This is a genomic window from Intestinimonas sp., assembly GCF_026169115.1.
In the GTDB taxonomy this organism is placed as follows: Bacteria; Bacillota; Clostridia; order Oscillospirales; family Oscillospiraceae; genus Intestinimonas.
Genome location: NZ_JAPFEA010000038.1, coordinates 1 through 17,567, shown reverse-complemented (window position 1 = coordinate 17,567; position 17,567 = coordinate 1). Strand labels below are relative to the sequence as shown.

Sequence of the window (17,567 nt, the reverse complement as noted above, 5' to 3'; positions counted from 1 at the left end):
TCTCCGAAGCAAACGAAATGATTGACCGCTATATCTGTTTTTACAACCATGAGCGCATCCAGTTAAAAACCGGAGAGGCGCCGCTGGCGCGACGCCTCTCCACTTAAAACTCAATATTTCCTACCAGGGGCTCTTTTTTGTTCTGTCCGCACAATCTGGCGCAGTTCAGAGACCACTCCGCGCGGGGGTTTTTCGACGGTCTGTTTCTGCGTTGCCCGGATCGTTTGCCGGAATGCGGCTCTCGGTGACGAATTTCTCCGCTGCTTACCGCTCTGAAAGAGCTTTTGTTCCCCCCTGTTGACCTCCCCGGCACATGAGCTGATAGGCGGCGATGCAGATGAGCACCGACAGCAGGGAGCCCGCCGCTGTGGCCAGCCCCATGGGCAACAGGGTATTCGGAAAGAGGACGGATGTCAAATAGGCCCCCGGGACCCGGACCAGCAAAATGGCGGCCACGTTGTGGAGGAAGGAGAGGGAGGACCGTCCGCAGGCGCAGAAGTAGCCGCTGAAGCTGAAGTGCATGCCGGCGAAGACGCAGTCCCACACATAGCCCCGCAGGTACTGCCCGCCCAGTCGGACCACATCGGCCCCGCCCGGGGCGGCGGCGTCGGTGAAGAGGCCCACCACCGGCTCGGCAAAACGCTGCATGACCGCCGCGGCGCACAGGCCGAAGGCCACGGCGATGAGGAGGGCGCAGCGGAGGATGTGCCTGGCCCGCTCCGGCTTGCCAGCCCCCACGCTCTGGGCCCCCAGGGCGGAGACGGTGGAGAGCATGGAGGAGGGGACCAGGAACAAAAAGCTGATGATCTTCTCCACGATGCCCACCGCCGCGGCGTCGCTGAGGCCCCGGTTGTTGGCGATGACGGTGATGAGGAGGAAGGAGATCTGAATGAAGCCGTCCTGGAGGGCCACCGGGACGCCCACCCGGAGGATCTGCTTCATCACCGGACGGCAGGGCCGGAAGTCCGCCCGGCAGAGCCCCGGACCGCCCTTCCGGGCGGCCATCGCCGCCAGGGCCAGGAGGACGCTGACCGTCTGGGACAGGGTGGTGCCCAGGGCGGCGCCGGCGGGGCCCAGGTGCAGGACCACCATGAAGAGGTAGTCCAGACCGATGTTGACGGCACAGGCCGCGGCGATGAAGTACATGGGGCTTTTGGAGTCCCCCAGGCCCCGGAGGACGGCGCTGATGATGTTGTAGGCGGTGATGAAGGGGATGCCCAGAAAGCAGATGGTGAGGTAGTCCACCGTGCCCGCCACCGCCGCCTCCGGGGTGGACATGAGCCGGGCGATGGGCTCCGCCAAAAGAAGGAGGAGGACCGTCAGCACCAGGGAGAGCCCCAGAAACAGGGTGGCCGTGTTGCCGATGCTCCGTCTTGTCCGCGGGGCGTCGCCGGCGCCCACGGCCTGCCCGATGGAGACGGTGGAGCCCATGGCCAGGCCCACGATCATGACGGTGAGCATGTGCATCACCTGGGAGCCCACCGAGACGGCGGTGGTGCTGGCCACCCCCTCAAACTGCCCAATGATGAAGAGATCGGCCATGCCGTAGAGGGTCTGCAAAAAATAGGAGAGCAGATAGGGGAGCGAGAAGAAGACCACCGTCTTCCACACGCTGCCCGTGGTGAGATTCTTTTGCAAGGGTCAGGACCTCTTTTCTCTTTGGTGGATCGCACCCGATTGTAAACACTACCATTATAATAGCAGCGTCAAGGCTCCTTTTCCACCGGCCCCGGATTATTTGATCCGGGGCCTATATGCATCCCGTTACTTTCCCGCCCCGCCTGGGCGGAAAAGTCCTCGCTTTGCTCGCCGCAGCCCTTGCAGCGCAAGGGCGCGGGGGATGCTATCCTATTCGAGGCGGGCTGCCGCCCCCTCGAGCTCCCCCGCCTGCCCGGATGGGCTCTGCGTCTGAGCAGAGTTTTTTGACCGGCCCCGGATTATTTGATCCGGGGCCTATATTTTTTTGTTCTTCTGCCATACTAAGCCTGTCACAAAAAGGAGGGGACAGGTATGGAACGATTTGCCGTCCGGCCGGAGATCTGGTACGGGACGGGGGCCCTGGCCGCCCTGGAAAAGCTGGCGGGGAAGCGGGTGCTGCTGGTCACCGACGGCTTTCTGGCCGCCTCGGGCCTTGCAACGCGGGCCGCGGAGCGGCTCACCGGGCCGGTGGAGGTCTTCGACAGGGTGGAGCCCGACCCCTCCTTGCAGCTGGTGGCGGAGGGGGTGGCCGCCCTGGAGCACTTTCAGCCCGATGTGGTGGTGGCCTTCGGCGGAGGCTCGCCCATGGACTGCGCCAAGGCCATGTGCTGGTTCTCCCGCTGCCGTCCGCCCCTGTGGTGCATCCCCACCACGGCGGGCACCGGCAGCGAGGTGACGTCCTTCGCCGTCCTCACAGACACGGAGAAGGGGGTCAAGCACCCCCTGGTGGAGGAGGGCCTGCTGCCGGAGACCGCCATTCTGGACCCCGCCCTTCTGGAGGGCGTGCCGCCCAAGGTCACCGCCGAGACCGGTATGGATGTGCTCACCCACGCCGCCGAGACCTATGTGGCGGCGGGAAGCAGTCCCTTCTCCGACGCCCTGGCCGAAAAGTCCTTTTCTCTGGCCTATGACCGGCTGCCCGCCGCCTTCGCCGGGGATCTGGGGGCCAAGGGGGACATGCTCCTCGCCTCCTGCCTGGCCGGGATGGCCTTCAACGCCGCCGGACTGGGGGCCTGCCACGCCATGGCCCACGCCCTGGGGGGGCAGTTCCACCTGCCCCATGGGCGGCTCAACGCCATACTGCTGCCGATGGTGGTCCTCCGCAATGCCGGGGACAGGCGGGCGGCCACCCGCTATGCCGCGCTGGCCAAAGCCTGCGGTCTGTCGGGCACCCCCAGGGCTCTCTCCGCCGGACTGGTCCGGCTCCGGGCCGCCCTGGACCTCCCTGACCGGCTGCCGGTGGAGGGCGGGGCGCTGCGCTCTGCCCTGGACGACCTCTCTGCCGCCGCCCTGGCCGACGGCTGCATGGCGGCCAACCCCCTGACCTTGACAGCGGCGGAGATCCGGGACCTCCTCGCCCGGGCCGGAGGACTGGGGGGAGGGACATGAGGGAGCAGCTCACGTCTGTGGGCATCGATATAGGAACCAGTACGACCCAGCTTGTCGTTTCGACCCTGACCCTGGAAAACCGGGCCAGCCCCTTCACGGTGCCCAGGGTGGCCATCACGGACCGGGAGATCGTCTACCGCAGCGCCATCCACTTCACCCCCCTCCTCTCAGACACCGTCATCGACGCCGCCGGCGTCCGGGCCATCGTGGCCGAGGAGTACCGGAAGGCGGGGCTCCGCCGGGAGGAGGTGGAGACGGGGGCGGTCATCATCACCGGGGAGACCGCCCGGAAGGAGAACGCCCGGGCCGTCCTCTCCGCCCTCTCGGAATTTGCCGGGGACTTTGTGGTGGCCACCGCCGGACCCGACCTGGAGTCCATCCTGGCCGCCCGGGGAGCGGGGGCGGATGAATACTCCAGGGAGCGCCGGTGCAAGGTATTACACTTTGATATCGGCGGAGGCACCTCCAACCTGGCCCTCTATGAGAACGGCGTCCTGCTGGACACCGACTGCCTGGACATCGGCGGGCGGCTCCTCAAACTGGACGACCAGGGCCGGGTGGTCTACCGCTCCCCGGTTTTGGAACCCTGGTCCAGCTTCGTGCCGGCGCTGGGGCAGAAGGTAGAGGCCGCCGACCTGGCCCCTCTCCTGGACGCCATGACGGAGGTTTTGGAAAAAGCCGTCCCAGAGGGGGTCAAGGTCCTCTCCTTTTCAGGGGGCGTGGCCGACTGTATGTGGGACCCACCCCAAAATTGGCTGACCTATGGAGACATCGGCCCCCTGCTGGGCCCCGCTCTCCGGCGGCGGCTGGAGGGGGCGGGCTGTGAACTGGTCCGGGGGAGGGAGACCATCCGGGCCACGGTGGTGGGGGCGGGGGCCCATACGGTGGAGGTCTCCGGCTCCACCATCCACTGCCGGGAGGTGCCCTTCCCGCTGAAAAACCTCCCTGTCCTCCGGCTCACCGAAGGGGAAGAGAGGGGGGACGCCGCCGCTCTGGCGGCAGCGGTAGCGAAAAAGCTCTCCCGGTACGCCGACCAGGAGGGGCTGTGCCAGGTGGCCCTGGCCCTCACCGGCGCGGCGTCGCCGTCCTACCAACGGGTGACCGAGCTGGCCCGGGGGCTCCGGGCGGGGCTGGAGCCCCTGTATGGGGCGGGGCACTTCCCCGTGGTGGTGGTAGAGCGGGACATGGCCAAGGTCCTGGGCCAGGCCATGGGGGGCAGCCCCCTGCTGTGCCTGGACGGCGTGAGCGTCCGGGAGGGGGACTATCTGGACATCGGCGCCCCCGTGGCCGGGGGCAGCGTGCTGCCGGTGGTGGTCAAGACCCTGGCCTTTTCAAACAGTGTGCCCGGCGGGGAGCGCCGGGAGAGGAGGGACTTATGATCTTAAAAACCAAGCTGCTGGGTCATGTCTATGACTTCCATACCATCCGGGAGGTCATGGCCAAGGCCAACGAGGAGAAATCGGGGGACCGGCTGGCGGGCATCGCCGCCGAAAACGCCGCCGAGCGGGTGGCGGCCAAGGCGGTGCTCGCGGAGCTGACCCTTTCCGACCTGCGGAACGCACCCGCCGTACCCTATGAGGAGGATGAGGTCACCCGCATCATCCAGGACGGGGTCAATGAGAAGATCTACGGCCAGATCAAAAATTGGACGGTGTCCGAGCTGCGGGAGTGGCTGCTCAGCGAGAAAAATGACGGGGCGGCCATCCGGCGGCTCTCCCGGGGCCTCACCAGCGAGATGGTGGCGGCGGTGTGTAAGCTCATGAGCAACCTGGACCTCATCTACGCCGCCAAAAAGCTGCGGGTCACCGCCACCTGCAACACCACCATCGGGGAGCCGGGGACCCTGTCGGCCCGGCTCCAGCCCAACCACCCCACCGACGATCCCGACGGCATCCTGGCCTCCCTGCTGGAGGGCCTTACCTTCGGGGTGGGGGATGCGGTGCTGGGTCTCAACCCGGTGGACGACTCGGTGGAGAGCGTCACCAGGGTGCTGGAGCGGTTCCGGGAGGTGAAGGAACGCTGGGCCATCCCCACCCAGACCTGCGTGCTGGCCCACGTCACCACCCAGATGGAGTGCATCCGCAAGGGAGCCCCCACCGACCTCATTTTCCAGTCCATCGCCGGGAGCCAGAAGGGCAACGAGGCGTTCGGCTTCTCCGCCGATACCCTGGCTGAGGCCCGGGCCCTGGCCCTGCGGGAGGGCACCGCCACCGGTCCCAATGTCCTCTACTTCGAGACCGGCCAGGGCTCTGAGCTCTCCAGCGAGGCCCACAACGGCTGGGACCAGGTGACCATGGAGGCCCGGTGCTACGGCTTTGCCCGCCATTTTGAACCCTTCCTGGTCAACACGGTGGTGGGCTTCATCGGCCCGGAATATCTCTACAACGCCAAGCAGGTCATTCGGGCGGGGCTGGAGGACCACTTCATGGGCAAGCTCACCGGCATCCCCATGGGCTGCGATGCCTGCTACACCAACCACATGAAGGCCGACCAGAACGACATCGAGGATCTGGCCGTCCTCCTGACCGCCGCCGGATGCAACTACTTCATGGGCATCCCCCATGGCGACGACGTGATGCTCAACTACCAGACCACCGGTTACCACGAGACCGCCGCTCTCCGGGAGCTCTTCGGTCTCACCGCCATCAAACCCTTCCAGGACTGGCTGGAGAAGATGGGCTTTGTGGAGAACGGAAAGCTCACCCCCCTGGCGGGGGACGGCTCGGTGCTGCTGGCATGACAAGGAGGGTGAAACACTGTGTCTGTCAATGAAAAAGAACTGCGGGCCCTGGTGGAGCGGATGGTGGCCGACCTGATGGGTCAGGCCCCCACCCCCCAGGTGAAGGGGGCCGACTACCGCCCCATGGAGCCCGGCCCGTCAGCCGAGGGCGGGGAGCTCCAGGACATCGCCGCCATCGACCTGCGGCGGCTCTACCTGGTCCCAAACCCGAAAAACGGCCCCGCCTTCCTGGAGCTGAAGGCAAGGACCCCCGCCCGGCTGGGCATGGGCCGGGCCGGGGCACGGTACAAGACGGAGACCATGCTCCGCATGCGGTGCGACCACGCCGCCGCCCAGGACTCGGTCTTCTCCCATGTGAGCGAGGACTTTGTGAAGGCCCAGGGCTATATCCCCATCCACACCCTGTGCAAAGACAAGGACGAATATCTGACCCGGCCCGACAAGGGCCGCCGCTTTGATGAGGAGCAACAGGCCCTCATTCAGAAGACCCTGGGCCAGGCCCCCAAGGTGGCCCTGGTGGTGGGGGACGGCCTCAGTTCCGCCGCCATCGAGGCCAACGCCGCCGACTGCATGGAGGCCATCCGGGCGGGATTGAAGGGCTTCGGCATCGACGCCGGTCCCACCCTTTTCGTGCGGTACTGCCGGGTGGGGGCCTCCGACCACATCGGGGAGCTCACCGGGGCGGAGGTGGTGTGCATGCTGGTGGGGGAGCGGCCCGGCCTGGTGACGGCGGAATCCATGTCGGCCTATCTCACCTACGGCGCCCGCATCGGCATCCCGGAATCCAAGCGGACCGTCATCTCCAATATCCACAGGCAGGGGACAACGGCGGTGGAGGCCGGCGCACACATCGCCGAGCTAATCAAGACTATGCTGGAAAGGAAGGCGAGCGGTATTGATCTGCGCTGACAAGGCCGGCCTCCACGGGGCCCCGCACAGCGGGGCGGCGCGGATGCGCCGGAGCCCGGCGGAATTCACTTCCGACGGGCGAGATGAAATCGCCCAAGGGGCCCCCGACCAGCCAGCCGGGCGGGGAATGGCCGGCGCACATATTGCCGAGCTAATCAAGACCATGCTGGAGAAAAGGGCATCCGGCATCGAATTGGCGAGAGGAGTGGGGGCATGACGGGAGACCTCTTGAAGTGTAACGCCCTGGCCACCCGCACCATTGCCAACGTGTCCGAGACCCTGGCGGAGAAGCTGGGCTTAAGGCCGGAGTTCCGGTCCATCGGCATCCTCACCGCCGACAGCGACGACGTGACCTACTGCGCCCTGGACGAGGCCACCAAGGCCGCCGCCGTGGAGGTGGTGTATGGCCGGAGCCTCTACGCCGGGGCGGCCAACGCCAACACCAAGCTGGCGGGGGAGGTCATCGGCATCCTGGCCGGACCCAACCCCGCCGAGGTGAAGAGCGGGCTCAAAGCGGCGGTGGAATTTTTCGAGAGCGGGGCGGGCTTTCGCTCGGCCAACGCCGACGACTCCATCGTCTACTTTGCCCATACGGTCTCCCGGACGGGGACGTATCTCTCCAAGACCGCCGGGGTGCGGGAGGGAGAGGCCCTGGCCTACCTCATCGCCCCGCCTCTGGAGGCGGTGGTGGGGCTGGACGAGGCCATGAAGGCGGCCGATGTGACCCTGACCGCCCTCTTTGAGCCCCCCAGCGAGACCAACTTCGGCGGCGGGCTCCTCACCGGCACCCAGAGCGCCTGCAAGGCCGCCTGTGAGGCGTTTGCCCAGGCGGTGCTGGATGTGGCCGGGCGTCCCAGGGAGGTGTGAGGCGTGGAGAGAAAAACAGGCGGCCTGCCCGCGGAAGCGGGCCGCGCCGAAGGCGCGCACAAGCGTTTTGGGCCAACGGACCAAAACCTTGGCGCAGGGGCAATTCATTTGCCCCGAGCATGTAAAGTGGACCGGGTACCCGCCGGATGTCCCATCCGGTGGGCCGCGTGTGAAGCATTTGCAGCAGCGGTGCTGGATGTGACCGGACAACCCAGGGAGGTGTGAACATGACAGAACCCATGAAGCTGGACAAGGACCTGCGATCTATCCAGGAGGTGCGGGACCTAGTGGGCAAGGCCAGGGAGGCCCAGCGGACCCTGGCCGCCATGAGCCAGGCCGACCTGGACCGCATCACGGCGGCCATCTCCCGGGCGGGGGCCGAGCATGCCCGGCGGCTGGCCGAGCTGGCGGTGGAGGAGACGGGCTACGGCAGGGCGGAGGACAAGGAGATCAAGAACCGCTTCGCCGCCGTCACCCTCTACGACGCCATCAAGGAGGAGAAGACCCACGGCGTCCTGGCCCAGGACAAGGAGAAACGGACCATTGACATCGGGGTGCCGGTGGGGGTCGTGGCGGGGCTGGTGCCCTCCACCAACCCCACCTCCACGGTGATCTACAAGGCCATGATCTGCATGAAGGCGGGCAACCCCATCGTCTTCTCCCCACACCCCAGCGCCGTGGGGTGCATCGGCGAGGCGGTGCAGGTGGTGGCTCGGGCCGCCCGTCAGGCGGGGGCCCCGGAGGGGGCCGTCTCCTGCATTGCCACCCCCACCCTGGAGGCCACCGACGCCCTCATGAAGCACGACCACACCCGGCTCATCCTGGCCACCGGCGGCGCCGCCATGGTCAAGGCGGCCTACTCCTCCGGCACGCCGGCCATCGGCGTGGGGGCGGGCAACGGACCGGCCTATATCCACCACACCGCCAATGTCGCCCAGGCGGTGAAGCGCATCCTGGACTCCAAGACCTTTGACAACGGTACCATCTGCGCCAGCGAGCAGTCCATCGTCACCACCCGGGCCATGGAGAGGGCGGTGTCGGAGGAGCTCCGCCGCCAGGGGGCCTACCTCCTCAGCGACGAGGAGCACAAAAGGCTCTCCAAGTTTATCCTGCGGCCCAACGGCACCATGAATCCGGCCATTGTGGGTAAAAGCGTGGAGACGGTGGCCAGGCTGGCCGGACTGGACAAGGCGCCGGCCACCGCCCGGGTGCTGGTGGCCCGGGAGACGGGGGTGGGCCCCGGCTATCCCTATTCCAGCGAGAAGCTGGGCCTCATCCTGGCCTGCTATGTGGAAGCCGACGAGGCCGCCGCCCTCCGCCGCTGTGTGGAGATTTTGGAGTGGGAGGGGGCGGGCCACACCTTTTCCATCCACGCCGAGGACGAGAGCGTGGTCAGGCGCTTCGCCCAGGCCGTCCCCGCCAGCCGGGTGCTGGTGAACACCCCCTCCGCCCTGGGGGGCATCGGGGCCACCACCTGCCTGTTCCCCGCCCTCACCCTGGGCTGCGGGGCGGTGGGTGGGTCCTCCTCCTCCAACAACATCGGGCCCCTGGACCTCATCAACATCAAGCGGGTGGCCTGGGGGGTGAAGGAGCTGGAGGAGCTGCGGGGCGGCCCCGCCGCCGCCCACCGGCAGAGCGCCGGAGGACCGGAGGTGGACGACGCCCTCCTCCGGTCCCTGGTGGAGCAGATCGTGAGGAGGCTGACGTAACATGAAGGAGACGGCCCGTACCGGGACGGAGCAGCCCGTCCTCCAGCCGGAGGAGGACCTCCAGGACCGGGTCCAGACCGAGGGGACCATGTACGACCCGCCCGCCGACCTCCTGCGGGAGGCGGCGGTGGCCGCCAAGGGGGCGGCCAAGGAGGAGAAAAAGTCCACTGGCCGGGGGAGAAAGGCCCCCGCCAAGGAGGAGCTGACCAGCCTGGCCGCCGCCGTGAAGGGTGGGGGCGCGGCGAAGCAGACAGCGGACCGGGGGCAGACCGACGCCCCCGGACAGGAAAGGAGCAGAAAACAGATGGCAAATACGAATGCGCTGGGTATGGTGGAGACCAAGGGCCTGGTGGGGGCCATTGAGGCCGCCGACGCCATGGTGAAGGCGGCCAACGTCCAGCTGGTGGGCAAGGAGCAGGTGGGGGGCGGTCTGGTGACCGTCATGGTCCGGGGGGATGTGGGGGCCGTAAAGGCGGCCACCGACGCTGGGGCCGCCGCCGCAGAGAAGGTGGGAGAGCTCATCTCCGTCCACGTCATTCCCCGCCCCCACGCCGAGGTGGACGGCATCCTGCCCCACAAGGCTGGGGAATTTGACCGGGAGGGCTGAGTCGTGGCCCTCTTGACCGAGGAGCGGGTCCGGCAGATGTCCGATAACGGCGCACGGGGACCGGTGGTGGTGGCCAGGGGGGACGTCCTCACCCCCGCCGCCCGGTCCTTCCTCCGGGAGCACAGGGTGGAGGTGGTCTACCCCCAGGGCGGCGGGGCGGACAGCCAAGGGACCGCCCGCTATCAGACCCCCTTCGGGGTGGAGCTGGAGGAGAAGCCGGAGCACATGACCCACCTGCGGGGCAACCTCCTGGTTTTCAAGGACCACCCCCGCATCGCCTTCCGGGGCATGATCGATCTGCTGGAGGGGGAGATCGCCCTGTGCCAGCAGGTCTGTGCTCGGGAGGGAGTGACAGCCCTGGCGGAGGAGCTGGAGGAGGCGCTGGCCTTTGTCCGGCGCTTTATCCGCTTTGACGTGCTGGAGGAGCCGGTGGGGGAGGTAAAGCTCTGCGGCCTGACCCCGGAGGAGCTGCGGGAGCGGTCCCACTATCCGGAAAAATACTATGGCCAGGGCCACTTCCTCATCCACTACACCGACTCCCCCGCCATCCTGGCGGTGAACCGGGTGCGGACGGTGGCCCGCCAGACGGAGCTGGCCGCCTACCGGGCCTTCCGGGATGAGAGTGGCGGAGTGACCCGGGGGGACATCTTACTGGGGCTCAACCGGCTCTCCTCCCTGCTGTGGATCATGATGATCCGGCTGAAGGCCGGAGACTACCGGGCGGACTGAGGAGGTGGGGCGATGGAGCTGGAGGTGCGGGAGGACGGCCTGACCGTCACCCGGCTGCCGGTGGAGCAGATGGGCTCCCTGGCCCTGGGGCTGGCCCTCACCGACGAGGAGGGGGCGGTCCTGCGGGCCCTTTTGGAGGGAAAGCGGGTCCGGGTGCTGGAGTCGGGTCTGGAGTACAAGGACTACTGCAAGCGCGCGCCCATGGGCGTCTACCAAAAATTCATGGCCCTGGAGCGGGGGCTGCGGGAGATGGGCATTTGTGTTGTTAGGGATCGTCATCGGTAACGTGTGGTGTACCCGGAAGGCGGAGCGCCTGACCGGCCAGAGTCTTTTGCTGGTGGCGCCGGAGGGCCATCAGGGCCCCGCCCTGGTGTGCGCCGACCAGACCGGGGCGGGGCAGGGGGACCGGGTGCTGGTCGTCCGGGGCGGCGCCGCCCGCATGGCGGCGGGGGAGTCCCTCCCTGTGGACGCCGCCATCGTGGGCATCGTGGACCGGGTGGAGCCCTGAGCGGCTCGCCCGGCGTCCGGTTCCCGCCCGAAAGGAGAGATGTGTGTGGCAAATGTGGACAAGGCAGCCCTGGAGCAGCTGGTGCGTCAGGTGCTGCTGGAGCGGCTGGGGGGAGCCCCGGCAACGGAGGCCCCGCCGACCCACGGCGTGCGCGCGGTGGCGGTGCCCCAGCTGGAGGTCCGGGAGACCGACCGGCTGGACACGGGGAAGGCCGGGGATCGGGTGTGGACCCGGGACCTCTTTTCCCTGGCGGAGGCCCCCCGGCTGGGCTGCGGCCTGATGGTCATGGAGGAGACCACCTTCCCCTGGAAGCTCACCTACGACGAGATGGACTATGTGGTCGAGGGGCGGCTGGACGTCCTGGTGGGGGGCGAGCGGATCTCCGCCGGTCCCGGCGAGGTCCTCCACATCCCGCGGGGCAGCGAGATCCAGTTCTCGGTGAAGGGGAAGGCCCGCTTCCTCTACTTTGTCTATCCGGCGGACTGGCAGAAATGACAAATGGGTCCTGGATGAGCATGCTCATCCAGGACCCATTTCAGCTTGTCGAAAAAGTGTCCATACGCCGGATTTTGTGCAAGAGCCTCGCAGAGTTCCGTCGTCAGCAGACGACGGAATCAGATGAAATCTGTTTTTTCCGGCGACATGTGCGGCGGAAAAAACACTGCTCAGGCCGCAAACGTGCGGTGCAGTCTCTTCGGCTGCGCCGTGCGCTGCAGCGGCCTGCATCCCTTCGAAAAAATGCTTGCATTTTTGAGAGAGCCTGTCGATTTTGTCGACAGGCTCATTTGTATGTGTCATTCCCGCTCCCGGCGGTACTCCTCCAAAAAGGCTGCGTCTTTGATCTCCAGGCCCCGCTCCCCGGCCAGACCCTCCAGGTGGTGGGTAAATTCGTGGGCGAAGGTCTCCCACAGTTCATCCTCCCAGTCCTCCCCGGTCCAGTCCTCGGCCTGGGCCAGGGCGGCGAAGGAGCCGTAGTAGAGCTCGATGCGGCGGCCCATCATATCATTGCAGTACTCCCCCAGAATATACATCTCCCCCGGCGGGAACTCCGGGTCGGGCTTGGCCTCGGGCAGCAGGGAGACGCCCCCGTTGAGTTCATCGAAGAACGCCGGAGGAAATTCCTCGGCCATGTCGTCCAGCAGAAGACCCACCTCATCAAAGCTGAGCATGCTCATGACGCCCCCTTACTGTGCCTGGTCCTTGGGCTTTTTCATGGTGAGGGAGATGCGGCGCTTCTTCTCATCCACTTCCAGCACCCAGACGGTGACCACGTCCCCCACGGCACAGACCTGGGAGGGGTGGCTCACCCGGCGGGGGGTGTTCAGCTGGGAGATGTGGACCAGGCCGTCCTGGTGGACGCCGACGTCCACGAAGACGCCGAAGTCGATGACGTTGCGCACGGTGCCGGTGAGCTCCATGCCGGGCTTTAGGTCCTTCATCTCCAGCACGTCGGTGCGGAGGATGGGGCGGGGCAGCTCGTCCCGGGGGTCCCGGCCTGGCTTCATAAGCTCGCTCACCACGTCCCGGAGGGTGGGCAGGCCCACCCCGCAGGCATCCGCCGCCGCGTCCTCGCCGTAGTCCGCCACCCGGTCCCGGAGGTCGGAGAGGGTGCCCGCCTGCACGGCGGACAGGTCCCGGCCACACAGGGCGAGGAGCTTTTCCGCCGCGGCATAGCTCTCCGGGTGGACGGCGGTGTTGTCCAGCACGTTTTTGCTCTCGGGCACCCGCAGGAAGCCGGCACACTGCTCAAAGGCCCTGGGTCCCAGCTTGGGGACCTTCAAAAGCTGCTTCCGGGCGGTGAAGGCTCCGTTTTCCTCTCGGTACTTGACGATGTTTTTGGCGGTGGTGTTGTTCAGGCCGGAGACCCGGAGGAGGAGGGGGACGGAGGCGGTGTTCAGATCTACGCCCACGGCGTTGACGCAGTCCTCCACCACGCCGGAGAGGGTCTCATCCAGCCGGGCCTGGGGCATGTCGTGCTGGTACTGCCCCACGCCGATGGCCTTGGGGTCGATCTTCACCAGCTCTGCCAGAGGGTCCTGGAGCCGGCGGGCGATGGAGACCGCCGAGCGCAGGTTCACGTCGTACTCGGGAAATTCCTCGGCGGCCAGCTTGGAGGCGGAGTAGACGCTGGCCCCCGCCTCGCTGACGATCATGTAGGAGAGGCCGCCACCCACCGCCTTGATGAGCTCCACCGTCATCTGTTCGGTCTCCCGGCTGGCGGTGCCGTTGCCGATGGCGATATGCTGCACGCCGTGCTTCTTCACCAGTCCGGCCAGGGTGTGGATGGCCTCCTGCTTTTTCCTCTCGCTGAAGGTGGGGTAGACCACCGCCGTGTCCAGCACCTTGCCGGTGGCGTCCACCACCGCCACCTTGCAGCCGTTGCGGTAGCCCGGGTCCAGGCCCATGGTGACAAAGCCCTTCACCGGCGGCTGCATGAGGAGGGGTTTTAAGTTGAGGGCGAAGTTGTGGATGGCCCCCTCGTCGGCCTGCTCGGTGAGGGTGCTGCGCAGCTCCCGCTCCAGGGAGGGCTTCAGGAGCCGGTCCCAGGCGTCGTCGGCGGCGGCGCGGACAAAATCCATGGCCGCCCGTCCGGGCACCACCTGGCGGCGGACGGCCACCCTTGCCGTCTCAGCGTCCAGCTCCACTCCGGCCTTGAGGACGCCTTCCCGCTCTCCCCGGTTGATGGCCAGGACCTGATGGCCCTGGACCCGGCCCACCGGGGCGGAAAAGTCGTAGTAGAGCCGATAGACCGAATCGGCGGGCTCCTTCTCCGCTGCCCGGGAGACCAGAAGTCCCCGGCGCAGGTAGAGCTCCCGCAGGCTCTTTCGGACTACGGCGTCATCGCTGACGGCCTCGGCGATGATGTCGCTGGCCCCCTGGAGGGCGTCGTCCACCGTCTCCACGCCCTTTTCAGGGTCGATGAAGTTCACCGCCAGGGCCGCCGGGTCCACCGGGCTCCCCTTGGCAAAGAGGGTGTCAGCCAGGGGTTCCAGCCCCTTCTCCCTGGCCATGGTGGCCCGGGTGCGGCGCTTGGGCTTGTAGGGGAGGTACAGGTCCTCCACCTCGGCCAGGGTGGCGGCGGCGTCGATGGCGGCGGCGAGGTCCTCTGTCAGCTTGCCCTGGCCCTCAATGGAGGTCTTGACCTCCTCCCGGCGCTTGTCCAGGTTCCGGAGGTAGCCGAGCCGGTCAGCCAGGGTGCGCAGGGCGGTGTCGTCCATGGCGCCGTGGAGCTCCTTCCGGTAGCGGGCAATAAAGGGGATGGTGTTCCCCTCGTCGATGAGTCTGACCACGTTTTCCACGTGGGCGGGGTCCCGGCCCAGCTCCCGGGCCAGGATGGTGATGATGGTGTCCATGCTGTCGCTCCTTTTCAGGGTTCTCGGCCCCTATTCTATCACGCCGCCCGGACCGGGGCAAGGAAAAGCCGTCGGAGGCAGGATTCCCTTGACGGAAGGGGCGGAAAGAGGGTAAAATAAAGCATTGTGAACAGCTTACTATGGAGGGGTGCAGATGAAACAGATCGGCTTTGACAACGCGAAGTATTTGGAGACCCAGTCGGCCCACATCAAGGACCGCATCGCCCAGTTCGGGGACAAGCTCTATCTGGAGTTCGGCGGCAAGCTCTTTGACGACTACCACGCCTCCCGGGTACTGCCCGGCTTTGCCCCCGACAGTAAGATCCGCATGCTCCTGGAGCTCCGGGAGGACGTGGAGATGGTCATCACCATCTGTGCCAGCGACATTGAGAAGAACAAGATCCGGGGGGACCTGGGCATCACCTACGACGTGGACGTCCTCCGGCTCATCGACGCCTTCCGGGCCCAGGGGCTCTATGTGGGCAGCGTGGTGGTCACCCAGTATGACCGCCAGCCCGCCGCCGACGCCTTCAAAAAGCGGCTGGAGGACCTGGGCATCCAGGTCTTCCTCCACTACCCCATCGCCGGCTACCCCAACAACGTCGCCCTCATCGTCAGCGACGAGGGCTATGGCAGGAACGACTATGTGGAGACCTCCCGACCCCTGGTGGTGGTCACCGCCCCCGGCCCCGGCAGTGGGAAGATGGCGGTCTGCCTTTCCCAGCTCTACCACGAGTACAAGCGGGGGGTGAAGGCGGGCTACGCCAAATTCGAGACCTTCCCCATCTGGAACCTCCCCCTCCAGCACCCGGTGAATCTGGCCTATGAGGCGGCCACCGCCGACCTCAACGACATGAATATGATCGACCCCTTCCACCTGGCCGCCTACGGGGTGACCACCGTGAACTACAACCGGGACGTGGAGATCTTCCCCGTCCTCTCCGCCATCTTTGAGAAGATCACCGGCGAATGCCCCTACAAGTCCCCCACCGACATGGGGGTCAATATGGTGGGCAACTGCATTGTGGACGACGCCGTGGTCTGCGAGGCCGCCCGGCAGGAGATCATCCGCCGGTACTATGCCGCCCTGTGTGACCGCCGCCAGGGCCGCTGCGGGGACGAGCTGGTCTACAAGCTGGAGCTCCTCATGCAGCAGGTGCGGGCCGACGCCTCCCACCGCCCGGTGGTAGGGGCCGCCCTGGCCGTGGCCGAGGAGACGGGGCAGCCCGCCGGGGCCATTGAGCTGCCCGACGGCGAGGTGGTCACCGGCAAGACCACCGACCTTATGGGCGCGGCCTCCACTACCCTTCTCAACGCCCTCAAGCGCCTGGCCGGCATCAGTCATGAGCACCACCTCATCTCCCGGGAGGCCATCGAGCCCATCCAGACCGTGAAGGTCAAGCACCTGGGCAGCGCCAACCCCCGGCTCCACTCCGACGAGACCCTCATCGCCCTGGCCATCTCGGCCACCACCAACCCCCTGGCCCGGCAGGCCCTGGCGCAGCTCTCCGCCCTCCGGGACTGCGAGGCCCACGCCTCCGTCATCCTCTCGCCCCCGGACTCAAGTACCTATGCCAAGCTGGGCATGCGCCTCACCTGTGAGCCCGCCTACGAGACCAACAAGCTCTATCACCGCTGAACAGCTGAACACATGTGCAAGCGCCCCGGACCACAGTCCGGGGCGCTTTTTGGTTCCGGCGGGATGCGAATGTCGCCCCCTACGGTGGATAACGGGCTATCCCTGTTTTGTGGGGCGCGACGTCGTCGGGGCAAAGTCCGCGCCGCTCACCCCGGCCTGACGGCCAGGTCTCGCTTCGCTCCCTTGCCCCTCCTCTCCCCAGAAAAGCGCTGTGCGTTTTCCTGGGGCCCCTGATTGCGCGCCAAACCGCCTTGCTGTTCTGCACCCAAAGCCTTCCCCTGGGGGAAGGTGGCTGGCCGAAGGCCAGAGGGATGAGGGGAGACGCCGGACCCAGGATGACCTTCCCCCTCCCAGGGGGAAGGTGGCATTTGCGAAGCAAATGACGGATGAGGGTGGGCGTCGGGCGTGGTCTGGCCGCCTGCCGCTCCCTCAGTCGCCTGCGGCGACAGCTCCCTCAAAGAGGGAGCCAATGGCCCGCCAGGGTCGTCAGGCCCCACAGCAAAGGAAATACCGCGCCGAAACGCCGGGCGGCTGGTAGCCGCCCCTACAAAACAACTGTAACGTCGGGCGTAGGGGCCGATGTCCTTATCGGCCCGCGCGGCGTGACTTGGCGCGCCCGTGTTTTGTCGCCAAACTGTTACCATTTTTCCCTTGACAAAGAGAGGTTACAGTTGTACCTTATAGGTGAAGGGTACAACTGTAACCCAGAAAGAAAAGGGGGAAGGGCCCATGTGGGAACGGGAAGCGAAAATCACTGACGCCGAGCTGGAGGTGATGGAGGCCCTGTGGCAGGGGGAGGACCTGACCCTGGCCCAGGTGAAGGAACGGGTCACCGCCCGGACAGGCTGGAGCGGCGACACGGTGAAGACCCTGCTCCGTCGGCTGGTGGAGAAGGGGGCGGCGGCGCAGGAGCGGCGGGGGGTGTATCACTACCGCCCCCTGGTGCGCCGGGCGGAGCTGGAGGACTACAAGACCCGGACCCTCATCGATCAGCTCTATGACGGAAAGGCCAGGGACCTGGTGGCCGCCCTGGTGGAGCGGCGGCAGCTGGACCGGTCCGATGTGGCCGAGCTCAGGGATCTCTTTGATAAGCTGTGGGAGGAGAGGGGGGAGGAGGCATGACCGCTTTCCTCCTGACTCTGCTGCGGCTGAGCCTGCTGGGCTCGGTGGTAGGGGTGGTCCTCATGGGAGCGCTCCACCTGCTGGGCCGCCGCATCAGCCGGGCGGCGGGGTACTACCTGTGGCTGCTGGTGCTGCTGCGGCTGTGTCTGCCGGTGTGGGTGGATCTGCCCATCCCGGTCTCTCAGCAGAGCGCCGCCGTCATCGGCGTGACGATGATAAACCCGGCAGGGGACGAGACCGGCGGGGCCGCCGCCGTTCCCCCTGGGGCCCAGGGCGGGCGGCCCGCCGCCCCCGAGG

General features: G+C 66.8%; 16 protein-coding genes and 1 pseudogene. 14 read left to right on the top strand and 3 right to left on the bottom strand.

The window, feature by feature from the left end; all coding sequences use genetic code 11:
* Window positions 1–264: 264 nt before the first annotated feature.
* The gene (locus tag Q0Y09_RS03620; RefSeq protein ID WP_297717735.1) at window positions 265–1,638 is read right to left on the bottom strand and encodes an MATE family efflux transporter; all 1,374 of its coding nucleotides are present in this window, start codon (window positions 1,636–1,638) and stop codon (window positions 265–267) included.
* 372 nt (window positions 1,639–2,010) lie between these two features.
* Here Q0Y09_RS03620 and Q0Y09_RS03615 point away from each other — a divergent pair, with 372 nt between their 5' ends.
* From Q0Y09_RS03615 to Q0Y09_RS03565, 11 genes are all read left to right on the top strand, one after another.
* On the top strand, window positions 2,011–3,087 hold the full coding sequence (locus Q0Y09_RS03615; protein WP_297717732.1) for an iron-containing alcohol dehydrogenase: 1,077 nt from the start codon (window positions 2,011–2,013) through the stop codon (window positions 3,085–3,087).
* Window positions 3,084–4,466 (top strand): ethanolamine ammonia-lyase reactivating factor EutA, encoded by a 1,383-nt coding sequence (locus Q0Y09_RS03610; protein ID WP_297717730.1) that lies wholly within the window; start codon window positions 3,084–3,086, stop codon window positions 4,464–4,466. Before Q0Y09_RS03615 ends, Q0Y09_RS03610 begins: the two co-directional genes overlap by 4 nt.
* Entirely contained in the window at window positions 4,463–5,827 is a 1,365-nt protein-coding gene (locus Q0Y09_RS03605; protein ID WP_297717728.1) for an ethanolamine ammonia-lyase subunit EutB, read from the top strand. The genes Q0Y09_RS03610 and Q0Y09_RS03605 overlap by 4 nt, the downstream gene beginning before the upstream one ends.
* Before the next feature lie 60 nt (window positions 5,828–5,887).
* Window positions 5,888–6,736, top strand: coding sequence for an ethanolamine ammonia-lyase subunit EutC (gene eutC / locus Q0Y09_RS03600; protein ID WP_297717742.1), 849 nt, complete (start codon window positions 5,888–5,890; stop codon window positions 6,734–6,736).
* A gap of 213 nt (window positions 6,737–6,949) precedes the next feature.
* Window positions 6,950–7,603: an ethanolamine utilization microcompartment protein EutL gene (gene eutL, locus Q0Y09_RS03595; protein WP_297717725.1), complete on the top strand. Its 654-nt coding sequence runs from the start codon at window positions 6,950–6,952 to the stop codon at window positions 7,601–7,603.
* A 239-nt stretch (window positions 7,604–7,842) separates the two neighbouring features.
* The gene (locus Q0Y09_RS03590) at window positions 7,843–9,312 is read left to right on the top strand and encodes an acetaldehyde dehydrogenase (acetylating) (protein ID WP_297717739.1); all 1,470 of its coding nucleotides are present in this window, start codon (window positions 7,843–7,845) and stop codon (window positions 9,310–9,312) included.
* 304 nt (window positions 9,313–9,616) lie between these two features.
* On the top strand, window positions 9,617–9,919 hold the full coding sequence (locus Q0Y09_RS03585) for a BMC domain-containing protein (RefSeq protein ID WP_130849036.1): 303 nt from the start codon (window positions 9,617–9,619) through the stop codon (window positions 9,917–9,919).
* A gap of 3 nt (window positions 9,920–9,922) precedes the next feature.
* Window positions 9,923–10,648 (top strand): ATP-binding protein, encoded by a 726-nt coding sequence (locus Q0Y09_RS03580; RefSeq protein ID WP_297717722.1) that lies wholly within the window; start codon window positions 9,923–9,925, stop codon window positions 10,646–10,648.
* Between the two features lie 12 nt (window positions 10,649–10,660).
* The gene (locus Q0Y09_RS03575) at window positions 10,661–10,933 is read left to right on the top strand and encodes a hypothetical protein (protein WP_297717720.1); all 273 of its coding nucleotides are present in this window, start codon (window positions 10,661–10,663) and stop codon (window positions 10,931–10,933) included.
* Window positions 10,908–11,156, top strand: a complete 249-nt coding sequence (locus Q0Y09_RS03570; RefSeq protein ID WP_297717717.1) for a EutN/CcmL family microcompartment protein — start codon at window positions 10,908–10,910, stop codon at window positions 11,154–11,156. The genes Q0Y09_RS03575 and Q0Y09_RS03570 overlap by 26 nt, the downstream gene beginning before the upstream one ends.
* 45 nt (window positions 11,157–11,201) lie before the next feature.
* Window positions 11,202–11,651, top strand: coding sequence for a cupin domain-containing protein (locus Q0Y09_RS03565; protein WP_367184332.1), 450 nt, complete (start codon window positions 11,202–11,204; stop codon window positions 11,649–11,651).
* 299 nt (window positions 11,652–11,950) lie between these two features.
* Here the strand turns inward: Q0Y09_RS03565 and Q0Y09_RS03560 are convergent, their stop codons facing one another.
* Window positions 11,951–12,325: a metallopeptidase family protein gene (locus Q0Y09_RS03560; protein ID WP_367184331.1), complete on the bottom strand. Its 375-nt coding sequence runs from the start codon at window positions 12,323–12,325 to the stop codon at window positions 11,951–11,953.
* Between the two features lie 15 nt (window positions 12,326–12,340).
* The gene (locus Q0Y09_RS03555) at window positions 12,341–14,509 is read right to left on the bottom strand and encodes a Tex family protein (RefSeq protein WP_297717709.1); all 2,169 of its coding nucleotides are present in this window, start codon (window positions 14,507–14,509) and stop codon (window positions 12,341–12,343) included.
* A 154-nt stretch (window positions 14,510–14,663) separates the two neighbouring features.
* On the opposite strand from Q0Y09_RS03555, the gene Q0Y09_RS03550 reads away from it, so the two are divergent.
* From Q0Y09_RS03550 to Q0Y09_RS03540, 3 genes and pseudogenes are all read left to right on the top strand, one after another.
* Complete coding sequence (locus Q0Y09_RS03550; RefSeq protein WP_297717707.1) at window positions 14,664–16,148, top strand: DUF1846 domain-containing protein; 1,485 nt, start codon at window positions 14,664–14,666, stop codon at window positions 16,146–16,148.
* 729 nt (window positions 16,149–16,877) lie between these two features.
* Entirely contained in the window at window positions 16,878–17,270 is a 393-nt protein-coding gene (locus tag Q0Y09_RS03545) for a BlaI/MecI/CopY family transcriptional regulator (protein WP_297717703.1), read from the top strand.
* Window positions 17,267–17,567: pseudogene (locus Q0Y09_RS03540) on the top strand (hypothetical protein); the annotation flags it as partial. The gene Q0Y09_RS03545 and the pseudogene Q0Y09_RS03540, both read left to right, overlap by 4 nt.